This window comes from Ensifer sp. R-19 (assembly GCF_049905105.1).
Lineage (GTDB): Bacteria > Pseudomonadota > Alphaproteobacteria > Rhizobiales > Rhizobiaceae > Ensifer.
The window spans coordinates 556,699-580,570 of record NZ_CP184569.1 but is presented as its reverse complement, the minus strand read 5'-3'; the positions used below and the strand labels follow the sequence as shown (position 1 = coordinate 580,570).

Sequence of the window (23,872 nt, the reverse complement as noted above, 5' to 3'; positions counted from 1 at the left end):
GCCATGGACCTTGCAGGGTGACAGCACTAGGTTTCGCGACATGACCACGTTCCTCTATGAAAATCCGGTCTTTCTGGAACACGAGGTTCCGGAGGGGCATCCCGAACGGCCGGACCGGCTGAAGGCGCTGAACCTTGCGCTCGAACATCCGAACTTCGCCGATCTCAAGCGGATCGAGGCGAAGAAGGCGAGCGAAGATCTCGTTCTGCTCGTTCACCCGGAAGAACACCTGCGTAACGTCAAGCGCGCCATCCCGGAGGAAGGCCTCAACCATTTCGAGGCGGATACCTATGCCAGCCCCTTAAGCCTCGACGCCGCCTTAACGGGCATCGGCGGGGCGACTGCGGCCGTCGACGCGGTCTTTTCCGGCGAGGCCGACAACGCCTTCATCGCGGCGCGCCCGCCGGGACACCACGCCGAGAAAAACAAGGCGATGGGCTTCTGCCTGTTCAACACGGTGGCGATTGCCGCCCGGTACGCCCAGAAGGCCCATGGCGCCGAGCGCGTCGCGATCGTCGACTGGGACGTGCACCACGGCAACGGCACGCAGGACATTTTCTGGAACGATCCGTCCGTGCTCTTCTGCTCGACGCACCAGATGCCGCTTTATCCCGGCACCGGCGCCAAGGACGAGACGGGCGTCAAGGGCAACATCGTCAACGCGCCGCTGTCGCCGAACATGGGCAGCGAGCAATTCCGCGAGGCGTTCCGCAGCCGCGTGCTTGCGGCGCTCACCAATTTCCGGCCGGACTTCATCCTGATTTCCGCCGGCTTCGACGCCCATCACCGCGATCCGCTGGCGCAGATCAACCTCGTCGCCGAGGATTTCGACTGGGCGACGGGACGCCTGCACGAGATCGCCGACCGCAGCGCCGGCAACCGCATGGTCAGCCTGCTCGAAGGCGGCTATGACCTTCAAGGCCTGGCCGAATCGGCCGGCCTGCATATCTCAAGACTGATGAGAGGGTAACCATGAACAACACCACGCAACCGGACGTTTCCGCCCTCACCTTCGAGCAGGCCGTCGAGGAACTGGAGCGGATCGTCTCGGCGCTGGAGCGCGGCGACGTCGCCCTCGACAAGTCGATCGAGATCTACGAGCGCGGCGAAGCGCTGAAGAAGCATTGCGAGGCGCTGCTGAAGGCTGCCGAAGACCGCATCGAAAAGATCCGCCTCGACCGGGCCGGCAAACCGCAGGGCGTGGAGCCGCTCGACGCCGATTGAGAAGCGGATTGATTGCTCCGCGGAAACGCTTCGTATCGGATTGGTCCCTAGCCGCCTCACCGCGCAGGCGCTAGTTATTGATATGACAGCAAGAAACGGGAGCACGCGCCATGTCTTTCTTTCCAGGCCCCGATCCGCTCGCCGGCGACAAGCCCGCCTGCGACGCCATCGAACATCTGATCGTTCCGCGCACCAGCGATATCGGCGGGCTGCAGGTTCGCCGCGCCCTGCCGTCGGCGAAGCGGCGCCTGGTCGGTCCCTTCATCTTCTTCGACCGCATGGGCCCGGCGCTGCTCCGCGCCGGCGAGGCGATCGACGTGCGCCCGCATCCGCATATCGGGCTTTCGACCGTCACCTATCTCTTCGACGGCGAAATCAAGCATCGCGACAGCCTCGGCACCGAGATGGTGATCCGCCCCGGCGACGTGAACCTGATGACCGCGGGCCGCGGCATCGTGCATTCCGAGCGCTCGCCCGAAAACCAGCGCGGCCACGCGCGCTCGATCTCCGGCTTGCAAACCTGGCTGGCACTACCCGACCACAAGGAAGAAATCGACCCGATTTTCAGCCACACCGAGGAGCGCATGCTGCCGCATATGAGCGATGACGGCATCAAGGCGCGGGTGGTCCTCGGCAATTTCGAAGGCGCGAAGTCGCCCGTCTCGGTCTTCACCGACACCATCTATGTCGACCTCAACATCGCTCCGGGCAAAAGCGCCCCCTTTGCCGCACAGTGGGAAGAACGCGCGCTCTACATTCTCTCCGGCGAGGCGATCATCGCCGGCGACCACTTTGCCGACAACCAGCTGCTCGTCTTCCGTCCGGGCGACGAGATCACGGTGACCGCCGGGCCTGAGGGCTGTCACGTCATGCTCTTCGGCGGTGCAGCACTTGGCTCCGCCCGCCACATCTGGTGGAACTTCGTCTCCTCCTCCAAAGAGCGCATCGAGAAGGCCAAGGAAGAGTGGCGCACCGGCCGCTTCGACATCGTGCCTGGCGACGAGGAAGAATTTGTTCCCCTGCCCGAAAGCTGATCTCGACCGCAAGTAGAACGGCATGAGCGCATAAAACCGCGCAACATTGCCTCATGGCGCTTGAATCGATTTCGATTCACAGAATCATGCGCTAGTCTCTTGGTTGACGACGCAGGAACGCCTAATTTTGCATTCAGCAACGATTGCGTCTAAAGAGCCGCTTCGACGGTACCACCAACTATCGCGCGCCTGATCCCACGGCGCGCATGAGGCATGCAGCGTGACACAACTGCCAACCAATCCGATGCCGGCTACTCCCTTGCTCGACAAGGTGACTTTCCCCGACGATCTGAAGAAGATCGACGACAAGGATCTGCCGCAGCTTGCCGGTGAGGTCCGAGCGGAAATGATCGACGCGGTGTCGCGCACCGGCGGCCATCTCGGCGCCGGCCTCGGCGTTGTCGAACTGACGATTGCCATCCACAAGGTCTTCAACACGCCGGATGACCGGCTGATCTTCGACGTCGGCCACCAGTGCTACCCGCACAAGATCCTGACCGGCCGTCGCGACCGCATCCGGACGCTGCGCCAGGAAGGCGGCCTTTCCGGCTTCACCCGCCGTGCCGAGAGCGAATACGACCCCTTCGGCGCCGCCCATTCCTCGACCTCGATTTCCGCCGGCCTCGGCATGGCGGTCGCCGCCGATCTCGACGGCAAGAACCGCAACGTCATCGCCGTCATCGGCGACGGCGCGCTTTCGGCCGGCATGGCCTATGAGGCGCTCAACAATGCCGGCGCGCTCGACGCCCGCCTGATCGTCATCCTCAACGACAACGACATGTCGATCGCGCCGCCGACCGGCGCGATGAGCGCCTATCTGGCACGCCTTGCCTCGGGCCGCACCTATATGGGCATCCGCGAGGTCGGCAAGAAGCTGACCGCCTATCTCGGCAAGACCGTCGACCGGGCGATCACCCGCGCTGTCGAGCATGCCCGCGGTTACGTCACCGGCGGCACGCTCTTCGAAGAGATGGGCTTCTACCATATCGGCCCGATCGACGGGCACTCCTTCGACCATCTCCTGCCCGTGCTGCGCAATGTGCGCGACAATGCCAAAGGTCCGGTGCTGATCCATGTGGTGACGCAGAAGGGCAAGGGCTATCCGCCGGCGGAAGCCGCGGCCGACAAGTATCACGGGGTCAACAAGTTCGACGTCATCACCGGCGCCCAGGCGAAGGCTAAGCCGAATGCGCCGGCCTATACCTCGGTCTTTGCCGATGCGCTGACGCAGGAAGCCGGTTTCGACGACAAGATCGTCGCCGTCACCGCCGCAATGCCGTCCGGCACCGGTCTCGACAAATTCGCCAAGGTCCATCCGTCGCGCTGCTTCGACGTCGGCATTGCCGAGCAGCACGCCGTAACCTTTGCCGCCGGTCTTGCTTCCGAAGGCTACAAGCCCTTTGCAGCGCTTTACTCCACCTTCCTCCAGCGTGGCTACGACCAGGTGGTGCACGATGTAGCGATCCAGGGCCTGCCCGTGCGCTTCCCGATCGATCGCGCCGGCTTCGTCGGCGCCGACGGTCCGACCCATGCCGGTTCGTTCGACACGACCTATCTGGCGACGCTGCCCGGTTTCGTGGTGATGGCTGCCGCGGACGAGGCGGAGCTCAAGCACATGGTGCGCACTGCCGCCGCCTATGATGCCGGCCCGATCTCGTTCCGTTATCCGCGCGGCGAAGGCGTCGGCGTCGAAATGCCCGAGCGCGGCCAGATTCTCGAGATCGGCAAGGGCCGCGTCGTCAAGCAAGGATCGAAGGTGGCGTTGCTTTCCTTCGGCACGCGCCTTGCCGACTGTCTGCTGGCCGCCGAAGACCTCGACGCCGCCGGCCTTTCGACGACCGTTGCCGACGCCCGCTTCGCCAAGCCGCTTGACCATGACCTCATCCGCCAGCTGGCCCGTAACCATGAGGTGCTGACCACCATCGAGGAAGGCGCCGTCGGCGGCTTCGCCAGCCATGTGCTGCAGTTTCTCGCTGAAGACGGCCTGCTCGACGGCGGCCTCAAGGTCCGCCCGATGGTCATGCCCGACATCTGGATGGAGCAGGCCAAGCCCGAAGCGATGTATGCCGCCGCCGGTCTCGACCGTGCCGGCATCGTCTCTACTGTTTTCAAGGCGCTCGGCCAGAAGCAGGATATCGGCATCGGCGCTGCCGGCTGACACGAACGGCGCCCCGTTTAAAAGCAAAACCCCGGCTCTGGTCGGGGTTTTGCTTTTTGTGGATACCGTCGGAGTTCCCGTCTGCGCCATCGCTGTGTTCCCACGAGACAAAGATCTGCGGGGTTGAACCACTCGGCGGAGGCAACTGGTGTAGCGTGGCGCAGGCGGCGGACGGTAAGTATTCCCCGATTTCTTGGGTTTCCTAGCTGTTAAGCCCAAAGCGGGTCATCGCTCCGAGCGCGAGGGGCTTGCCATTGGGGCGGCAAGTCGCCATGAGAAGCACATGTCAGAAGAACGCCAGAATGAAGAACACAGAAACAGGGTGCGCCTGGATCAGTTGCTGCTCAACACGGGACTGGTCGCCAGCCGCGCCCGCGCCCGAGACGCGATCCAGCGCGGCACCGTCAAGGTCGATGGCCGCACAGTGACCAAGCCGTCATTGATGTTCGCCGAAAGCGTGACGATCACCATTGATGACCCGGCGCAGGACTATGTCTCCCGCGCGGCGCTGAAACTTGTCGCGGCACTCGATCATTTCGCGCTCGATCCCTCGGGCGAAAGCTGTCTCGATATCGGTGCCTCGACCGGCGGCTTCACCGAAGTGCTGTTGAAGCGCGGGGCAGAGCACGTGGTTGCCATCGACGTCGGTCACGGCCAGATCCATCCGCGCATCGAAGGTGACCCGCGTGTCACCAGCATCGAGGGCCTCAACGCCCGCGCGATGACTGAGGACGACGTCGACAACCGAGAAGTCACCTTCGTCGTCTCGGACGTCTCGTTCATCTCGCTGAAGCTCGCCCTCCCCCCGGCGCTCGAGATGGCGCTTCCCGGCGCGCACTGCATCCTGCTGGTCAAGCCTCAGTTCGAGGCCGGCCGCGACGCGATCAGCAAGGCGGGGCTGCTCAAGGACCCCGACAGCGCGCCGGCCGTTGCTGCCGAACTCGAGCGTTGGCTCGTGGAGGACATGGGCTGGCAGAGCCTCGGCCTCATCCCCTCGCCCATTGCCGGCGGCGACGGCAATGTCGAATTCCTGCTGGCGGGCAAGAAGCCATGAGCACCGAGACCGTCACCATCAACCGGCTCGGCGCCCAGGGCGACGGTATTGCAGAAGGCCCTGACGGGCCGATCTATGCGCCCTTCACGCTGCCCGGCGAAAGTGTGGCGCTCGCGGTCAACAAGTCGCACGGCACGCTGATCTCGCTGAGGGAACCGTCACCCGAGCGCATCGAGCCGCACTGTCGGCATTTCGGGCCCGATGGTGTCAACGGCACCTGCGGCGGCTGCACGCTGCAGCATGCGTCGGACACGCTCTATCACGGCTTCAAGCGCGATCTCGTCATCGCTGCCTTGAAGTCGAAAGGCCTGAAGCCCGAGGTGGCCCCCCTCATTACCGCCCAGCCGGGCCAGCGCCGGCGCGCGGTCTTCACTGCCCGCAAGACCGAGAAGGATCTGCTTCTCGGTTTCAACCAGGCCGAAAGCCACCACATCGTCGCGATCTCCGAATGTCCGATCGCGAGCCCGGGCATCGTCTCGAAGCTCGCAACCATCGCCAGAATCGGCACGGCGATGGCCGTCAATGCCGAGCCTTTCCGTATCACCGTGCTCGAAACGCTCTCCGGCCTCGACCTCGCTGTCGATGGCATCAAGAAGCTCGACGACCGCGAGCGCCGCCGCACGGTCGAAGCGGTGCTTGGCGAGCGTGGCATCGCCCGCGTCAGCCTCAATGGCGAAATCATCGTCGAGCCGGTGAGACCGGTGATCGATTTCGGCGGCGTTTCCGTTTCACCGCCCCCAGGCAGCTTCACCCAGGCGACGGCGCAAGCCGAGGAAGCGATGGCGAAGCTGGTGCTCGACCATCTCGGCAAGGCCAAGCGCGTCGCCGATCTCTTTGCCGGCTGCGGCACCTTCGCACTGCGCATCGCCCGCAAGGCGCGCGTTCATGCGGTCGAGGGCGAGGACAAGGCGCTCAAGGCGCTCGATTTCGCCGCGCGCAACACGCAAGGGCTGAAGCCCGTGACGATCGAAAAGCGCGACCTCTTCCGCCGCCCGGTCATGGCGCAGGAGTTGAAGGTCTTTGACGCGATCGTCTTCGACCCGCCGCGGGCCGGCGCCGAGGCGCAATGCCAAGAGATCGCCCGCTCCGGCGTCAAGAAGATCGTGGCCGTTTCCTGCAATCCGGTCACGCTGGCCCGCGACCTCTCGATCCTGACCGCCGCCGGCTACCGCATCACCTCGGTGACGCCGATCGACCAGTTCCTCTGGTCGTCTCATGTCGAGGCGGTGGCGACACTGGAGAAATAAGACAAGGCCGAGAAGTCGGCGGACGGCGTCAAGAACACCCCAATGACAAGGGCCCGGTTTCCCGGGCCTTTGTCATGTCAGGCTTGAAGCACTTGCGACACCGATTCACGACAGTGGTCTTATCGCTTTGTTATTGCAGCGTTCTGTCGATGGCCACGCTGAGCTCCGCTCAAGCTGCGCGACGACGGCCACCACTTACCGTCGGCACTTCGCCGAGGTTGAACTGGGCGAGCAGCGCATTGAGCGAAGCGGCTTCGGAGGCGAGACCATGGCTTGCCGCCGTCTGCTCTTCCACCATCGCCGCGTTCTGCTGGGTGCCCTGGTCCATGGTGTTGACGGCCGTGTTGATCTCCTGAAGACCCGTCGACTGTTCGCGCGTCGCGGTCACGATTGCGCTCACGTGCTTGTTGATCTCCTGGACTTCGGCGACGATCGTCTCCAACGCCTTGCCGGTATCGCCGACGAGCGTCACGCCGTTGCGCACCTGGTTGCCCGAGGTGGTGATCAGCGCCTTGATCTCCTTGGCGGCATTGGCCGAACGCTGGGCAAGCTCGCGCACTTCCTGGGCGACGACGGCAAAGCCCTTGCCGGCCTCGCCGGCACGGGCGGCTTCGACGCCGGCGTTCAGCGCCAGCAGGTTCGTCTGGAAGGCGATGTCGTCGATGACGCCGATGATGTTGGAGATTTCGCCCGAAGACTTCTCGATCGCGTGCATCGCCTCGACAGCGTTCGCAACGACTTCGCCTGATTTCTCGGCGCCGGCACGGGTGCGGGCAACGAGAGCGCCGACTTCCTCGGCCCGGCGGGCGGAATCCTTGACGGTCGTGGTGATCTCTTCCAGAGCAGCAGCAGTCTCTTCGACCGAGGCTGCCTGCTGCTCGGTGCGGCGGGCAAGATCGTCGGCGGCCGAGCGGATTTCCGTTGCACCGGCATCGATGCCTCGGGCGTTGGCGCCGACAGCGCGGAGCGTGTCGTGCAGCTTGGCGACCGAGTTGTTGAAGTCGGCCCTTAGACGGTCAAGGCGATCGGCGAACGGGTTGTCGATCCGGTAAGCGAGATCGCCTTCGGCCAGGCGGCCGAGGCCGGACGCCAGACCATCGACGGCCTGCTGGATCTCAGCTGCATCCCGCGCCTTCTGCGCCTCGCGCTCCAGACGCTCACGTTCCGACAGCGAACGGTTCGCATCCGCTTCGTTTTCGAGCTGCATCTTCGCAATCGTCGCGTCCCGCAGAACGCGCAGCGAGCGGGCGAGATCGCCGATTTCGTCCTTGCGCTCGGCCTCCGACAGGTCGACGTCGGTCTCGCCAGCGGCAATCTGGCCGGTAACGCCAATGACGTTGGCGACGCGCTTGCGGAAGCGGCTGGCGAGCGTCCAACCGGCAAGGATCAGGATCAAGGCCGCGACCGCGATCACCGCGATGGAGATCATCGCCAAATGGGACAGGCCGGCAAAGACCGTTGCCTGGGGCACGGACACCACGACGTACCAGGTCGTATCCGGCAGGAGCTTCACCGGCACGGCGACGGCGATGTGAACCGAGCCATCCGTATGCGTGATTTCGATCGCGTGTTCGGTCTTGCCCAGAAGCTGTCCCCAACCACCGGCTTCAAGCCCGGTGTCCTTGAGCGACTTTCCGAGGAAGGTCTGGTCTGGATGGCTGATGATGCTGCCGCCCTGGCTGATGAGCGAGACGAAACCGTCGCCGAACGGCGCCAGCTTGCCGAGTTCCTTGGAGAGCTCACCAAGGGCCATGTCCACGCCGTCGACACCGACGAAGGCATTGTCGAGCTTCAGTGGCACCATGATCGACGTCATCAGCACGTCCTGGCCGTTGATCTTGTAGAAATAGGGCTCGGTGATCATGTCACGGCCGGTCTTCTTGGGGACCTGATAGTAGTCGCCCGCGCCCGGCTTGTCGTAATCGACCAGCGCCTCGTGAACAATCTTATCCCCCGAGCGGGCGATGTAGGGAACATACCGGCCGCTGGCGTCATGGCCCGGCTTGCCCGCATACTCCGCGTCCTTGCCATCGAAGGCATTTGGTTCCCAACCGGTGCTGAGGCCGACGGCCAAGGGGTTGTCGGCAATCAGCTTCTTCAGCAGTGCCACCGTGCCTTCGCGCGAGGCGGTGCCGCCGTCTTTCATGGCATAGAGGGCGGAACGCATATTGTTCGCCAGCGTCTTGGTTTCTGCGAACCTCGCCTCAACATTCGCAGCGCTGGTATAGGCGGCGTTAGTCATCTCAGCGATGCTGCGTTCCTTCAGCTGCTGATAGGATAGCCAGAACACGATGGCGGCCGTGACCATACAGGTCAAAAGGCCAGTCATCACAATGGCAAACATGTTTCGTGCCGTCGCAGTCTTGAGAATCACCGTTCGTCTCCCTTCGCGCGATCGCTTGAAAAAGCAGATCGCGAGCAAACTTCGAACGCGTGAAGGAAAGCCGAAACACGCGCAGCGTGAGGCAGGTGTCTGGAACACATCGGCTGCCCCGAGGCGACCTTTTCGGGAGATGGACTCTATCGGCGGATGTGCGGTGCGAAGTCATTTCGCGGCAGTCGAAAGGTATGCTTCGACACTTTATCAAACCGTAAAAAAGGAAAGACGGAACAACGAATTAGGGCACGCCGACCGATTTTCGAGAAGCGGGCGCCAAAACGCAAAGACCCGGAGTTGCGCTCCGGGTCTTGTTTCGCATTTAAGGTGTTTTTTTGCCTATGCAGCGCGGCGACGCGGTGCCGGCGCATAGGTACTCTGGGTATCGCCGAGGTTGAACTGGGCGAGCAGCGCATTGAGCGAAGCGGCTTCGGAGGCAAGACCATGGCTTGCCGCCGTCTGCTCTTCCACCATCGCCGCGTTCTGCTGGGTGCCCTGGTCCATGGTGTTGACGGCCGTGTTGATCTCCTGAAGACCCGTCGACTGTTCGCGCGTCGCGGTCACGATTGCGCTCACGTGCTTGTTGATCTCCTGGACTTCGGCGACGATCGTCTCCAACGCCTTGCCGGTATCGCCGACGAGCGTCACGCCGTTGCGCACCTGGTTGCCCGAGGTGGTGATCAGCGCCTTGATCTCCTTGGCGGCATTGGCCGAACGCTGGGCAAGCTCGCGCACTTCCTGGGCGACGACGGCAAAGCCCTTGCCGGCCTCGCCGGCACGGGCGGCTTCGACGCCGGCGTTCAGCGCCAGCAGGTTCGTCTGGAAGGCGATGTCGTCGATGACGCCGATGATGTTGGAGATTTCGCCCGAAGACTTCTCGATCGCGTGCATCGCCTCGACAGCGTTCGCAACGACTTCGCCGGACTTCTCGGCACCGGCACGGGTGCGGGCAACGAGAGCGCCGACTTCCTCGGCCCGGCGGGCGGAGTCCTTGACGGTCGTGGTGATCTCTTCCAGAGCCGCAGCAGTCTCTTCGACCGAGGCTGCCTGCTGCTCGGTGCGGCGGGCAAGATCGTCGGCGGCCGAGCGGATTTCCGTTGCACCGGCATCGATGCCGCGGGCGTTGGCGCCGACAGCGCGGAGCGTGTCGTGCAGCTTGGCGACCGAGTTGTTGAAGTCGGCGCGCAACCGATCGAGGCGATCGGCAAACGGGTTGTCGATGCGGTAAGCGAGATCGCCCTCGGCAAGGCGGCCGAGGCCGGACGCCAGACCATCGACGGCCTGCTGGATCTCAGCTGCATCCCGCGCCTTCTGCGCCTCGCGCTCCAGACGTTCACGTTCCGACAGCGAACGGTTCGCATCCGCTTCGCTTTCGAGACGGGCACGCTCGACGGCATTCGCCTTGAAGATGGCGACGGCCGCGGCCATCGAGCCGATCTGGTCGGTACGCTCTTCGCCGGGAATTTCGACGTTGTGGTTGCCCGAAGCGAGCTTCTCCATCGCGCCGGTCATCTCCGTCACCGGACGGATGACCAGACGGTTGAGGAAGGTCGCAAGGAAGACCAGCATCACGCCGACGGCCAGGATGGTGGCGATGGTGGCGGCGATGCGGAACTGGTCGATCGCCGAGTAGGCGGCGTCGGCATCAATGACGAAGCCGACATACCATTCGACCGACGGCAGACCCTGGACCGGAACGAAGCTCACCAGCATCGGCTTGCCGCCGAGCTCGGTGTTCATGATGCCGGAGCCGATCGTCGGCGTGTCGATCGGGAAGGCGTCGGTGAGCGACTTGGTGACGAGCTTGGCATCCGGATGCACGAGGATCTGGCCGTCCTTGCTGGCGAGGAAGGCGAAGCCTTCACCGCCGACATCGACGCCCTTGATCATTGCCACCAGCGTATCGAGCGAAAAGTCGCTGGCCGCAACGCCATAGAGCTTGCCATCACGCTTGACCGGGACGGCGGCGCTGATGATCAGCGCGCCACTGGAGGCGTCGACATAGGGCTCGGTCAAGACGCGGGCGTCGGCCTTGACGGCCTGCTGGTACCAGGGGCGCTGGCGCGGATCGTAGCCGGCCGGCATCGGATTGTCCGGCCAGGTGATGAACTTGCCGCTTTCATTGCCGACATAGGTCGACATGAACTCGCTGGTCAGAACGTCGTTCTTCAGGATCGGCTGGATGGCGCTATCGTCCGCGACGTTGCCGGTGGCATTGGCCACCATCGCCGTCAGCGTAACGCGGCCGTTCAGCCACTTGGCGACGCTCTGGGCGGCCTGCGTGCCGGATGAGGCAATGTTCTCCTCGACGGCCTTGGTCGTGGTGCCACGCTGCAGCGTGTCGATGTAAACGGAAAAGCCGGCAAAGGCGCCGACAACGACACAGGACGCGGCAACCAGAATGCGCGTCATGAGGTTCGATCGCTTGGACAAGATGGGCTCCCAATGGGTGCCGGCGCTCACCGCCGGACATGAGCTCTCGATGATTTTCGCGCAGCACCCTTCGCCCGTCTGGATGACGGCGAGCAGATGCGTACGGAAAACGTTGAACATGCCAGAAGGCGGAGCCAGCCATGCTTCATGCGGCTGGGGCCTCTCAAAATGAGGATAGGCCTATCGCGCCGCACGCTAGCGATCGCTATTTAAGAACAAATTAAAATTGAACTATGCAAGTTCGCGATGCCGACGGCAACGCGATCTTTACTGTCCGGAGGCTAGGACATCCCCCCGAACGCAAAACGGGCGCCGTTCGGCACCCGTATCTCGCCTCGCAATGGGCAAGACGTATCAGCGGCGCATAAAGGCCTCGAATGCGGCACGCGCCTCGGCACTCTTCAACTGCGCGGCGAAATGCTTGGCTTCCTCGTCGATGCGCGCAAGAACGTCGTTGCGGTCGCCACGGACGAGGTCGCGGGCGATGCGAAGCGCTTCCGGCGGCTTTTTGGCGAGACGGGCGGCGAGTGCCAGCGTTTCTTCTTCCACCGCGTCCTGGCCGACGATCTTCCAGATCAGCCCTGCGTCCAACGCACCTTTGGCATCGAGCGGCTCGCCCGCCGCAAGCAAGGCGAAAGCCCGCTGATGGCCCATGATGCGCGGCGCTATCAGGCTCGACGCGGCTTCCGGCACCAGCGCCAGATCGACGAAGGGCGTCTTGAACAGCGAACGTTCAGAGGAGATCGTCAGGTCGCAATGCAGATGGATCGTCGTGCCGATGCCGATCGCCAGGCCATCGACGCCCGAGACGATGGGTTTGGTTGCGGTCGCCAGCGCCTTCAGGAACTCGATCACCTCCATGCCCATGGAGCCACCCATGGCGAAGGCGAGAAAATCGGCCATGTCGTTGCCGGCGGAGAAACAACCATCGGTGCCCAGGAAGGCGGTGGCGCGCACGGCCGGATCGCTTGAGGCAACCGTCAGCGCATTGGTCATCTTCGCGTACATGTCGCGAGTGATGGCGTTCTTCTTTTCCGGCCGGTTGAAGCGGATCACCTGGACGCCGGGATAGGCTTCCGGCCGCTCGATGAGCACGTGGTCGGTCATGACAATTCCTCTCAAGCCAGAACGGCGCGGGCGACGGCCAGGCTGTCGGCGCCGTTGACGACACGATCCTTCAGGGCGGTCGTTTCCGCCAGGAGGTTTTCGGCGGTGAAGCGGCAGAGTGCGATGCGCTGGTCTTCCTTGCCGTCAGCCACTTCGGCCAGACCGCCCTTCGCCAGATAGGCGCCGCTCAGCGTCAGGCCGAACAGGCGCTGATAGGCCGTCGCGCCAGCGAGCGCTTCGGCGAGCTTGCCGCCGGCGACGGCCGCGATCAGCCACTCCGTCGCAGCCGAAAGATCATCCAGTGCCGCATCAAGGCGCGCCGCCGTCTCGCCGAAACCATTCCGGTTCGAGGCGCGCACGGCCTGCGCGATCTCGCGCAGTTCGCCGATGAAGCCGCGCACATGCGCGCCGTCGGAGAGCGGCAGCTTGCGGGTGACGAGATCGATCGCCTGGATGCCGTTGGTGCCCTCGTAGATCGGGGCGATGCGGGCGTCCCGCAGGTAGCGGGCGGCACCGGTTTCCTCGATAAAGCCCATGCCGCCATGCACCTGGATGCCCATCGAGGCGACGTCGACGCCGGCGTCGGTCGAGAAGGACTTGGCAATCGGCGTCAGCAGGCTGGAGCGCTCCTGCCAGTATTTTGCTTTTTCGCCTTCAGCCGCATGCGCCATGTCGACGGCGTGGGCACAGGCATAGGAGATCGCGCGCGACCCTTGCGTCAGCGCCTTCATCGTCAGAAGCGTGCGGGCGACATCGGGATGCTCGATGATCGGGCTCATGCCCTGCCCCGTCCAGCCGGGCGCTTTGCCCTGGGTGCGTTCCTTGGCAAAGGCGATCGCCTTCTGGGTGGCGGCGTCTGCGATGGCGACGCCCTGCATGCCGACGGCGAGACGCGCATTGTTCATCATGGTGAACATGCAGGCGAGACCGCGGTTTTCCTCGCCGATCAGATAGCCGATCGCGCCCTTCTCTGCGCCGAACTTGCCGTCGCCGTAGATCATCGTGCAGGTCGGCGAACCGTGGATGCCGAGCTTGTGTTCGAGCGAATGGCAGAAGAGATCATTGCGTTCGCCGAGCGAACCGTCATCCTTGACCAGGAACTTCGGCACCAGGAAGAGCGAAATACCCCTCGTCCCCGCCGGCGCGTCGGGAAGCCGGGCGAGCACCAGATGGATGATGTTGTCGGTGAAGTCGTGTTCGCCCCAGGTGATGAAGATCTTCTGGCCGAAGATGCGGTAGGTGCCGTCGTCGCGGCGCTCGGCGCGGGTCTTCAGCACGCCGAGATCGGAGCCGGCATGCGGCTCGGTCAGGTTCATCGTGCCGGTCCATTCGCCAGAGACCATCTTCGGCAGATAGGTGGCTTTCAGCGCTTCAGAGCCGTGCTTTTCCAGCGCCTCGACGGCGCCCATGGTGAGTGTCGGACCAAGCGCGAAGGCCATGGAGCCGGCGTTCCACATCTCCATGGCGGCGACATGCAGCATGTGCGGCAGGTTCTGGCCGCCGAATTCTTCTGGAGCCGTCAACCCGTTCCAGCCGCCAGCGATCCAATTGTGATAGAGGTCACGCCAGCCATCCGGCGTCTCGACCTTTCCTTCGACCAGACGCGAGCCCTGACGGTCGCCGACGTCGCCGAGGGGCGCCACCTCCTCCGTCGCGAATCGGCCCGCTTCCGACAGGATGGCATCGACCAGATCTTCGCCGAGGTCGCCGAGCGCACCCGATTGCAGCGCGTCGCCCATGCCTGCCACGTGTTTCAGCGTAAACGCGATCTCGTCGACGGGTGCCTTGTACATGATGATCCTCCCAGATAGCCAGGTCGCGCAGGGCGCATCCTCGTTGCGCCGAACACTATTGATTTTTACGTAAACGTCAACGTCAATTGCCGCACTCTGCCACGACGTCGCGCCGCTTCGACTGTAACAAAACTGTCATCAACGGCGCATAGAAGCCAAGGCATAAGGCTTTTGCCAAGGCGTTCAGATGAACCTGATTTCCCCCGAAATACCCGGCATCGTCTGGGCCTATCGTTTCCTGCCAGGCGAAAGCCGCTGCCAGCGCATCGCCACCGACGCTTCGGTCGACAGCCTGCTGACTGGCGAAGGATGGGTCTGGGTTCATCTGGCGCTCTCCGATGCACGCACGCCTGCCCTCATCGAGCGGATCGGCAACCTTCCGCCACTCGCGGTCACCGCGCTGACCAGCCACGACACGCAGGCCGCGATTACGGTTTCGGATGATATCGTACACGGCACGCTCGTCGACTTCGAGCGCACCTTCGATGCCGTGACCAAGACGATCGGCTGGCTGCATTTCGCCGTCAGCGACCGGATCATCATCACCACCCGTCTGCATCCGTTGCGCAGCATCGACCGCGTCAAGGCGGCCGTGGAGAAGAGCACGAAATGTGCCCGCCCGATCGACCTCTTCGAGATGATCGTGATCGAGTTCCAGCGCACATTGATCTCGCTGGTTCTGGAATTGACCGAGGAACTGAACGTCATCGAGGATCATGTCTATGGCGCGGCCGGACATCGCCAGCAGCCAGGCCTTGCGCCGCTCCGCCGCACGGTGGTGCGGCTTCATCGGCATCTGCGCACGATCCTGGCTTTGCTGAGGCGGGCGGCCGCCTCGGATGAAGACGAGGTGCCCCCCGGTTTCATCGACGTTGCCGAGCGGCTTTCCGACCGGCTCGAGGCGGTCGACCGCGACGTCTTCGCTTTGCAGGAACGGGCACGACTGCTGCACGAAGAAATCGACAGCAAGATCTCCTCGGAAACCAACCGCCACCTCTACATCCTGTCGCTGATGACCGCATTCCTGCTGCCGCCGACGCTCGTGACCGGTTTCTTCGGCATGAACACCGGGGCGCTCCCCTTCGCCGACGGCACCGGCACGCTCTATGCGGCGCTGTTCATCGCACTTTCCATGGCCTTTGCCTGGTGGATCCTCAGGCGGATCGGCATTCTTTGAATGTCAGAGAAAAGGCCGGCAGCGAAAGCCCCCGGCCCTGCTCACCCCTTAGCTATAGGGCGAATAGCACTGCTGGCGCGGGCCGCCATAGGGCTGATAACTATTGTCATAGGCCCTGTAGGACCGGTACCGGTTGGCGCACCATTGCACATGGCGGCTGCCGTAGACGGGAGCCGGACGCTCGTAGCGCGGCGGCTGGGCGATTGCCCCGCCGATGATCACGCCGGTGCCGAAGGCGGCCATCGGGTACCACCAACCGTTATAGTAACGGTATCCCGGACGGCGGTAGTTATAACCGCGGTAGCCATTGTAGTAGTAATAGTTGCCGCGGCGTTCATACCCCGGCCTGCGATACTGAACGTTCGTCGCCTCGTTCTGCCGCTCGACGCGAGGCGGCGTCGGCATGAACGCCTGCGACGGGGCCGCGGACGTCAACAGAACTGCCGCGGCAATAATCGCAGAAAACCACCGGCTCTTCCCGGTCTTCAGCAAAGTCTTCATCAAAACCTCCATAACCGAATCCACGCTCCGCAGGGTGCCAAAAAATCGGGCGACCACGGGAACTTCAGCCTCTGCGTGATTTCACCCGGTTCGCTGCAAAACCGGGGATGACCCTCAGCCGGGAAAACCGAAACCAGCCAGCAACGCATAAGTCACCGGTTTTGTTCCATCTTCAGACATCGCGGCTGCTGCGGATCAATAGCTGCAGATCGGCAGCAGTGACGGCTTCGGCGCATTCGTTCATCCGCCTGTCGGCGTCGAAGGCATCACGCGACACACCAATATTATGCAAGGCATTGCTCATATACAGCCGGAGGTCGGTATACTTTCGCGCGCCGCTCCAGCACAGTCCGCCTCGGGGGCTGGGATTTACGATACATTAACGATACTGTCGGCAATCTCAGAGAATGGCAAAGCGGTATATCTCCACCACAGGGATGATTCTGCGCCTCGCGACCTTTCTAGGTCTGGCTTTCGCGGCGGCGATCGCACGCGCCGGTGAACTGGAACCCTGGAAGACCAAGTCCAACGCCATCATCGTCGATGCCTATGAGATGAACAGCATCGACTGGGAAACGATGCTTGCGGACAAGCGCATCTCCGGCTTCATCGCCAAGGCCTCCGATGGCCTGCCCGAGAGCTTCTCCTGCACCGGCGACCACAACGGCGACACCTTCAACCACTGCAAGACCATGTGGCGCAAATACGCCGTCAGCCGTGAGCTCTACCAGACCCGGCGCATGATCGCCCGCACACACGGGCTGCTGTGGGGTGCCTACCATCTCGCCCGTCCCGGCAATCCCGTCGACCAGGCGAACCATTTCCTCGACTACGCCGAGCCGCGCGACGACGAGTTGATGGTCCTCGATCTCGAGGGCATCGATGCGGAGAAATACATGTCGCTAGAGGATGCCGCGATTTTCGCCGGCCACGTCAAGACCCGCACCGGACGTTATCCGATCCTCTATACCAACCACATCACGGCCAAATATATCGCCGCGCACCGCGCCAAGCACCGGCTGCTGTCGCGCCTGCCGCTCTGGTACGCGCGCTACAAGCCGGATATCCGCCAGGTCTTCCCGATGGGCAATTGGGAAAGCTATGCGTTGTGGCAGTTCTCGTCCGGCATCAATTGCGGCAAACGGCGTTGCCCCTACCGCGTGCCAGGGACGCTCGACGATATCGACGTGAATGTCGCTGCAAAGTCGCCGCTAGCGCTGAAAGCGATTTGGGCGCAGGGTGCCTTGCTACCTGAAAAGCCATTGCCGCTCACCCTCGTTGCTCAAGCCGAGCAGGGGACGGGCATGCACGCGGTCGCACGGGCCTCCGCAACGCTTGGCGAGCCGCTGCTCGTCAGCCGTGCCGGTGCCACGAGCGGCGCCGGCAGCGGCGTCGACAGGCTGGTGACGGGCTCGATCGACTTCGCTCGCCACGAGCGCGCCCTACAGGTGGCGGTCGCCGCCGATGACGCGGCACAGGGCGGTTGTATCGGCGCGGTTGCCAATGCCGACAATCTACGGCGCGTTGCAATCAAGCCTGCGCCCTGCAACACGCCCTGATCCTTCAGGCTTCGATCTGGACATCTCCCAGCGGCCGCGAGCAACAGGCGAGGATGTAACCCTCGTCGATCTCGTCATCGAGAATACCGCCATTGTGGTTCATCTCGACCTCGCCCGCGACCTTCATCACCCGGCAGGTGCCGCAGATACCGCCCTCGCAGGCAGCGCCGATCCTCACACCGTTGGCGCGTGCCGTCTGCAGGATCGTTTGGCCGGGTTTCGCCTCGACCTCCTTGCCGCTCATGGTGAAGGCGACCTTGGCCGCCTGAACCTCACCATCATCGCCGGCACCGGCGCGCACGGCGATCTCTTCCGCGGCAGGTGCTGCCGCCGGCTGGAAGCTCTCCTCGTGATAGCGGGCCATGTCGAAGCCGGCTGCCTTCAGCATCTCGCGCACACCGCGCATGAACGGTTCCGGACCGCAGCAGAACACCGTGCGCTCCTGGAAGTCGGGAGCGAGCAACGGTAGCTTGGCACCGTCGATGCGGCCGCGCAGGCCGTGCCAGCCGTGACGCGCCTCGTGCCCTTCGACGATGAAGCCGAGATTCAGCCCGGACATCTGTGTCGCCAGAACCTCGAGCTCCGAGCGAAACAGAAGGTCGTCCGGCCGGCGAGCACAGGAGATGAAGGTGACATCGGTCTCCGGCACGCAGTCGGCCATCCAGCGCGTCATCGACATCATCGGGGTGATGCCGGATCCGGCGGAGATAAACAGGTACTTTTCGCCGGGATGACGGACGAAGCTGAAATCTCCGAGCGGTCCAAAAGCCCGGAGCTTCATGCCCGGCTTCAGGTGATCGAACATCCAGCGGGTGCCGACGCTGTCGGCCTGCGCCTTCACCGTGACGGCAATCGACAGCGGTCGCGATGGCGTCGACGACAGGGTGTAGGTGCGCATGACCGGTTCGTCGGCGACCGGCAATTCGAGGGTGACGAACTGGCCGGGCAGATAACGAAACCAGGCGGGCTTCTCCGCACGGAAGGTGAAGGTCATGACATCGGCGGTTTCGACAACCGCCGATGTGCATTCGAGCATCTGCTGCCGGTCGATCCAGACATGCAGTTCGTCGAAATGATGGAAGGAGGACGCCATCTGCATGTCAGGCGACCTTTGAGAGCGGAGCCGCATCGCCCTGCAGGCGCTGCTCCATGAACTTGCAGTACCATTCGACGAACTGCATCACGCCACCCTCGTGCTCCGGCGAATACGGACCGGGCTCATAGGCCGGCGAGCGGATGCCGAAGGCATTTTCCTCGACGATCTGGCGATCCTGGTCGTTGGTCTCGGTCCAGACATGAGTCAGATCCTCGAGCGTGTAGTCGACACCTTCGACCGCGTCCTTGTGGACCAGCCACTTCGTTGTCACCTGCGTGAGTTCCGGCCCCAGCGGCAACACGCGGAAGGTGATGGCGTGATCCGAAAGCACGTGGTTCCAGGTCGTGGGGTAGTGGAACATCAGGAGCGTGCCGATCTGCTTCTGCCTGACATCGGCCGACAGCGCCCTTTTTACGGCGGGCGCACCCGACATGGTGTAGCTTTCGGCATTATCGACCAGCGGCATGCGCGCGGCGCGGAACTGGCCGGTCGGCGACATCCGGAACTCGCTCGGCAGGCCCTCGGCCTCGCACTTCGCCCAATGGGCGGCAATCACCGGATCGTCCTTGGCGCCCTGCACCCCGGTCGCGGTCGGCGCTTCCGGATAGGTCCGGCAGAGTTCGGGGTGATTGGCGGCGCAGTGGTAGCACTCGCGGTTGTTCTCCCAAACGAGCTTCCAGTTGCCCTTTTCGATGATGGTGCTTTCGAAGGCGACCTTGGTCTCTCCCAGCCGGTGCGGCGCGAGGTAGGGGAATGCCAGCTCGCGGAAGGCGGCGAAATCCGCCGGCGTCTCCGACAGGTTGATGAAGATGTAGCCGCCGACCGTTTCGCAATGGATCTGCTTCAGGCTGTGGGCAGCCTTGTCGAAGTCCTCGCCCATCTGGCGCGCAAAGAGCAGCGAGCCGTCGAGCTCATAGGTCCATTGATGATAGGGACAGACGAGCTTCGCCGAAGAGCCCTTGTGCTGCGTGCAGACGCGGGAGCCGCGGTGGCGGCAGGAGTTGTGGAGCGCGCGGATCGTGCCCTGGCGATCGCGGGTGATGACGACGGGATAGTCGCCGACCTGGACGGTGAAATAGTTGCCGGCCCGCGGGATTTCGCAATCGTGGCCGATGAACAGCCAATCCCGATACCAGATGTTTTCCAGGTCCTGCCGGTAATAGTCGGGGTCGATGTAGAAGGCCCGATCGAGGCTGTAGCCGTCACGCCGGCCCTTCAGCTTGCGAAGCATATCGGTCTTGGTATCCATGTCCTGTCCTCATGCGCCATGTTTCGGAGAGGCAGGACAGGAACCCGCATGGGCGCACGCCCATGCGTTTTAGGCTCCGATCCGGCTGCCCGCCGCAACCCGTTACGGTTATGTCTGTCAAGGCTGGTTTCCGGGCTCAGGAGCCGTCCTTCGAAGGACCAGCCCGGCGCCTTCCCGGACGGAAAACCGTCCAGTGGCCTTTTGCCGAGGCTTTCGCTCCACCACCGTTGCGGGGGCAGCGCCGGGATTTGACCGGCTTCCCAATTCTCCGCCTTCCCCTTTGGAAGACGACACCTTGAGTAAGGATATGTAAGCGCGGAAGGCGCCTCGGCAGGCGCCGGATAGCGACATTCAATTCCAGAATGACGACACGATCGAAACCGCCTTTTGGAAACGGATGCGAGAATTTTTCACTTTATAAACATATAGATAGATCAAAAATTGGGCAGATGCCGTCTTTTGTGACTGACATGACGCAGACACAGGAAGGCTTCGCCCGTTTGCGACATTCCCATGAATGTGCAGGGGCATCTTCCGCGAACGAAAGGAAATCCTTCATTAACCATAAGCCACTAGGCTTGCCGGCGGACGAAGATGTCCGGCAGGCAGATGGCACACTGACGATCATGGCAAAGTTCAGATATTACGACGCTGCGGCCGAGAAGCCGCCGGCGGTCATGCCGAAGACGGCCGTTCACACCGAGTTTCTGCGCACCGGCAGGATCAACCGCCGGCAATGGCTGCCGAGCGAGCGACGGTATCTGAGCTACGAAGAAGTCGCGGACAGGACCGGCAAGAAGCTCGCGACCGCCGGTGACACGACGCACAAGCGGATCAACGGCTTTCATGCCTCGATCCAGTTTCCCAAGCTGATTTTCCACCGCACGCTCGTCGGCAAGCCGCATCTCGGCTATTGCCATGTGACGGCGGCGCGGACGGCGGTCACGCCTTCCAAGGACATCACCTGGTCGTTCTACTTCGCCAATTTCTTCAGCGACCTTGGTGATGAGACGCATTTCTTCGACCGTATCCAGAGCGGCTATTCCCGCATGTATTTCGCGGTCGCGATCGAGCCGAACGCCGAAGACGGACAGATGGTCATCAACCGCAACGTCCGCGACAACGGGCTCCTCTTCCGCACGGACGACCCCAAGGTTGCTCTCAAGAACGTGCTGATGCTGGGTGCCCGGGACTCCGCGCTGCGCCGCATCATCCGCAGTCTCTGAGGCAGCAACCGAACGCCCCAAAAAAAATCGTTCTGTTTTCCCGGCACGTCCGTTAAGGAAGCGTCGGAAAGGAAACGGCATGGCAGAGATCATCGACACAGGCAGGGAACCGGACCGCGCGATCGAACGCGCCTGCGCCGTTCTTGCCGAAGGCGAACCGGTCGCGATTCCCACCGAAACCGTCTATGGCCTTGCCGCCGACGCCACCAATCCCGATGCGATCAGCCGCATCTACGAGATGAAGGGCCGGCCGCGCTTCAATCCGCTGATCTCGCATGTCTCCGACATGGCGATGGCCGAGGCCCATGTGCGCTTCGACCCGATTTCCCGACGCCTGGCGGAAACCTTCTGGCCCGGACCCCTGACGCTGATCTTGCCGCAGCGGCCCGATAGCAGCGTGCATGCGCTGGCCTCGGCCGGCCTCGACACGCTTGGCATCCGCATGCCCGACGGCTTTTCGCGCCGGGTGATCGCCCGCTTCGGGCGGCCGCTCGCAGCGCCCAGCGCCAACACCTCGGGCAAGATCAGCCCGACCAGTGCGGTCCATGTCGATGCGGATCTCGGCGAAAAGCTGAAACTGATCCTCGACGCAGGCCCGGCCGAAATCGGCTTGGAGTCCACGATCATCAAGGTCGATGGCGACGAGATCCGGCTGCTCCGCCCCGGCGGCCTCGATGCCGCAGAAATCGAGCGCCTGCTCGATCGTCCGGTGATCCGACCGGAAACGGCGGGAGCAACGATCGAGGCGCCGGGCATGCTGGCCTCCCACTACGCGCCCGGCGCGGCCGTCAGGCTCGATGTTGCCGATGTGCGTGCAGGCGAGGCCTTGATCCGCTACGGCGGCGGCCGGATCGCCGGCGAGGAACAGGCGGCCATCGTTCTCGATCTCAGCCCGACCGGAAATCTTCACGAAGCGGCAGCCAATCTCTTCGACTACATGAAGCGGGCCGACGCCAGCGGCGCTGCGACGATCGCCTTCGGGCCGATCCCTTCGGAAGGATTGGGAGAAGCGATCATCGACCGGCTGCAGCGTGCGGCGGCGCCGCGAGGGTGAGATCGCGTGCGGCTTCTCCTCCGCACCCCGCCCTCACCGGACGGCCGCGATTGCGGTTATGATCGCAGCCGATAGGAACCGAGGATCGTGTCTTCAGATCGACCGATCCGATAGCGCGCTCAAGCGCAGTGCGAAGGCAGACTCATGACGACCCTTCCCTCTCCTGAACTCATCGCCTCCTTCGTCGAGATCGTCGGCAGCGCCAATGCGCTCACCGCCGAAGCGGACAAGGCGCGCTATCTCGTCGAATCCCGCGGGCTCTTTCGCGGCACGACGCCGATGGTGCTTCGCCCCGGTTCGGTCGACGAGGTCTCTCGCATCATGAAACTCGCCAGCGCGACCCGCACCGCGATCGTACCGCAGGGCGGCAACACCGGCCACGTGGCCGGACAGATCCCGCGGGAAGGCAAAGCGGACATCGTGCTTTCGCTCGAACGGCTGAACCGGATTCGCGACGTGGATCCGGTCGGCAACGTGATCGTCGCGGACGCCGGATGCATTCTCGCCGACATCCAGAAGGCGGCGGACGATCACAATCGCCTGTTCCCGCTGTCGCTCGGATCGGAAGGCTCCGCGCGTATCGGCGGCAATCTCTCCACCAATGCCGGCGGCACGGCGGTGCTCGCCTATGGCAACATGCGCCAGCTCTGCCTCGGCCTCGAGGTCGTGTTGCCAACCGGCGAAATTTGGGACGGGCTGCGCCGGCTGAAGAAGGACAATACCGGCTACGACATGCGCGACCTCTTCATCGGCGCCGAGGGCACGCTCGGCGTCATCACCGGCGCGGTGCTCAAGCTATTCCCGAAACCGCTTGGACATCAGGTAGCCTTCGCCGGTGTCGGCAGTGTGGAGCATGCGCTCGCTCTCTTCGAAAAGGCCGCCAGCCTTTGCGGGCCGGCGCTGACCGGCTTCGAGCTGATGCCGCGCCTCGGCGTCGAATTCACGACGAAACATATTCCCGGCGTTCGCGACCCGATGGACACCGTCCATCCTTGGTACGCGCTGATCGACATCTCGACCTCGGATTCGGCCGAAAGCGCCGAGCGCATGGTCAACGACCTCCTGGAACAGGGCTTTGCCGCCGGTCTGGTCGAAAACGCCGTGATCGCCGCCAACGAGACGCAAGGCAAGGCGCTGTGGCATATGCGCGAAAGCATGTCGCCGGCGCAGAAACCCGAGGGCGGCTCGATCAAGCACGACGTTTCAGTGCCCGTTTCCAGCATTCCTGCCTTCATGAAGGAGGCGGACGCCGCCGTCATGAAGGCGATCCCAGGCGCGCGCATCTGCTCTTTCGGCCACATGGGCGACGGCAACATCCACTACAACATCTCGCAGCCGGTCGGCGCCGACAAGCAGGCCTTCCTCGATCGCTGGCGCGAGATCAACGCGATCGTGCACGGTATCGTTCTGAGATATAACGGCTCGATCTCGGCCGAACACGGCATAGGCCAGCTGAAGCGCGACGAGCTCGCAGAAATCCGCGCACCGATCGAGATCGAGCTGATGCAACGGATCAAGCACGCCTTCGATCCGGCGGGCATCATGAACCCTGACAAGGTGCTGCGCGCCGACCGGTGAAGCGG

At 63.4% G+C, this 23,872-nt stretch carries 17 protein-coding genes, 1 pseudogene and 1 riboswitch; of the genes and pseudogenes, 11 read left to right on the top strand and 7 right to left on the bottom strand.

The features are described 5' to 3' along the window. Positions 1-40: 40 nt before the first annotated feature. The 6 genes from ACN9MO_RS02670 (at position 41) to ACN9MO_RS02645 (ending at position 6,717) form a co-directional block, all read left to right on the top strand. Positions 41-970, top strand: coding sequence for a histone deacetylase family protein (locus ACN9MO_RS02670; protein WP_057250726.1), 930 nt, complete (start codon positions 41-43; stop codon positions 968-970). Between the two features lie 2 nt (positions 971-972). Further along, positions 973-1,224, top strand: a complete 252-nt coding sequence (locus tag ACN9MO_RS02665; RefSeq protein WP_058320395.1) for an exodeoxyribonuclease VII small subunit — start codon at positions 973-975, stop codon at positions 1,222-1,224. 110 nt (positions 1,225-1,334) lie between these two features. Beyond that, complete coding sequence (locus ACN9MO_RS02660; protein WP_057250730.1) at positions 1,335-2,258, top strand: pirin family protein; 924 nt, start codon at positions 1,335-1,337, stop codon at positions 2,256-2,258. A gap of 244 nt (positions 2,259-2,502) precedes the next feature. Continuing rightward, positions 2,503-4,416, top strand: coding sequence for a 1-deoxy-D-xylulose-5-phosphate synthase (gene dxs / locus ACN9MO_RS02655; RefSeq protein WP_162733638.1), 1,914 nt, complete (start codon positions 2,503-2,505; stop codon positions 4,414-4,416). A 283-nt stretch (positions 4,417-4,699) separates the two neighbouring features. After that, complete coding sequence (locus ACN9MO_RS02650) at positions 4,700-5,470, top strand: TlyA family RNA methyltransferase (RefSeq protein WP_058320397.1); 771 nt, start codon at positions 4,700-4,702, stop codon at positions 5,468-5,470. Then, positions 5,467-6,717 (top strand): class I SAM-dependent RNA methyltransferase, encoded by a 1,251-nt coding sequence (locus tag ACN9MO_RS02645; RefSeq protein ID WP_058320398.1) that lies wholly within the window; start codon positions 5,467-5,469, stop codon positions 6,715-6,717. Before ACN9MO_RS02650 ends, ACN9MO_RS02645 begins: the two co-directional genes overlap by 4 nt. Positions 6,718-6,886: 169 nt before the next feature. Here the strand turns inward: ACN9MO_RS02645 and ACN9MO_RS02640 are convergent, their stop codons facing one another. From ACN9MO_RS02640 to ACN9MO_RS02625, 4 genes are all read right to left on the bottom strand, one after another. After that, positions 6,887-9,091, bottom strand: coding sequence for a methyl-accepting chemotaxis protein (locus tag ACN9MO_RS02640; RefSeq protein ID WP_425986453.1), 2,205 nt, complete (start codon positions 9,089-9,091; stop codon positions 6,887-6,889). A gap of 342 nt (positions 9,092-9,433) precedes the next feature. After that, entirely contained in the window at positions 9,434-11,506 is a 2,073-nt protein-coding gene (gene mcpU, locus ACN9MO_RS02635) for a methyl-accepting chemotaxis protein McpU (protein ID WP_425987113.1), read from the bottom strand. A gap of 375 nt (positions 11,507-11,881) precedes the next feature. After that, complete coding sequence (locus ACN9MO_RS02630) at positions 11,882-12,634, bottom strand: crotonase/enoyl-CoA hydratase family protein (protein WP_058320399.1); 753 nt, start codon at positions 12,632-12,634, stop codon at positions 11,882-11,884. An 11-nt stretch (positions 12,635-12,645) separates the two neighbouring features. Next, positions 12,646-14,427: an acyl-CoA dehydrogenase gene (locus tag ACN9MO_RS02625; RefSeq protein WP_058320400.1), complete on the bottom strand. Its 1,782-nt coding sequence runs from the start codon at positions 14,425-14,427 to the stop codon at positions 12,646-12,648. A gap of 187 nt (positions 14,428-14,614) precedes the next feature. On the opposite strand from ACN9MO_RS02625, the gene ACN9MO_RS02620 reads away from it, so the two are divergent. Continuing rightward, positions 14,615-15,604, top strand: a complete 990-nt coding sequence (locus ACN9MO_RS02620; protein WP_110878064.1) for a transporter — start codon at positions 14,615-14,617, stop codon at positions 15,602-15,604. A gap of 48 nt (positions 15,605-15,652) precedes the next feature. On the opposite strand, the gene ACN9MO_RS02615 is transcribed toward ACN9MO_RS02620, so the two are convergent. Beyond that, positions 15,653-16,105, bottom strand: coding sequence for a BA14K family protein (locus ACN9MO_RS02615; RefSeq protein WP_113131938.1), 453 nt, complete (start codon positions 16,103-16,105; stop codon positions 15,653-15,655). 407 nt (positions 16,106-16,512) lie between these two features. Here ACN9MO_RS02615 and ACN9MO_RS02610 point away from each other — a divergent pair. Further along, positions 16,513-17,523 (top strand): annotated as a pseudogene (locus ACN9MO_RS02610) (glycoside hydrolase family 25 protein); the annotation flags it as partial. Between the two features lie 145 nt (positions 17,524-17,668). Here ACN9MO_RS02610 and ACN9MO_RS02605 read toward each other — a convergent pair. Both ACN9MO_RS02605 and ACN9MO_RS02600 read right to left on the bottom strand, forming a co-directional pair. Further along, entirely contained in the window at positions 17,669-18,763 is a 1,095-nt protein-coding gene (locus ACN9MO_RS02605; protein WP_057250745.1) for a hybrid-cluster NAD(P)-dependent oxidoreductase, read from the bottom strand. Between the two features lies 1 nt (position 18,764). Continuing rightward, positions 18,765-20,009 carry an aromatic ring-hydroxylating oxygenase subunit alpha gene (locus ACN9MO_RS02600; protein WP_057250748.1) on the bottom strand — a complete coding sequence of 415 codons (1,245 nt, stop codon included), beginning with the start codon at positions 20,007-20,009 and terminating at the stop codon, positions 18,765-18,767. Between the two features lie 104 nt (positions 20,010-20,113). Continuing rightward, positions 20,114-20,322: riboswitch (cobalamin riboswitch) on the bottom strand. A 313-nt stretch (positions 20,323-20,635) separates the two neighbouring features. On the opposite strand from ACN9MO_RS02600, the gene ACN9MO_RS02595 reads away from it, so the two are divergent. The 3 genes from ACN9MO_RS02595 to ACN9MO_RS02585 all read left to right on the top strand — a co-directional run bounded on the left by ACN9MO_RS02595 (position 20,636) and on the right by ACN9MO_RS02585 (position 23,867). Next, positions 20,636-21,235, top strand: a complete 600-nt coding sequence (locus tag ACN9MO_RS02595; RefSeq protein ID WP_057251094.1) for a DUF6656 family protein — start codon at positions 20,636-20,638, stop codon at positions 21,233-21,235. Positions 21,236-21,314: 79 nt separating this feature from the next. After that, positions 21,315-22,289 (top strand): L-threonylcarbamoyladenylate synthase, encoded by a 975-nt coding sequence (locus ACN9MO_RS02590; RefSeq protein WP_057250750.1) that lies wholly within the window; start codon positions 21,315-21,317, stop codon positions 22,287-22,289. Between the two features lie 144 nt (positions 22,290-22,433). After that, positions 22,434-23,867, top strand: a complete 1,434-nt coding sequence (locus ACN9MO_RS02585; RefSeq protein WP_113131939.1) for an FAD-binding oxidoreductase — start codon at positions 22,434-22,436, stop codon at positions 23,865-23,867. Positions 23,868-23,872 lie beyond the last annotated feature (5 nt).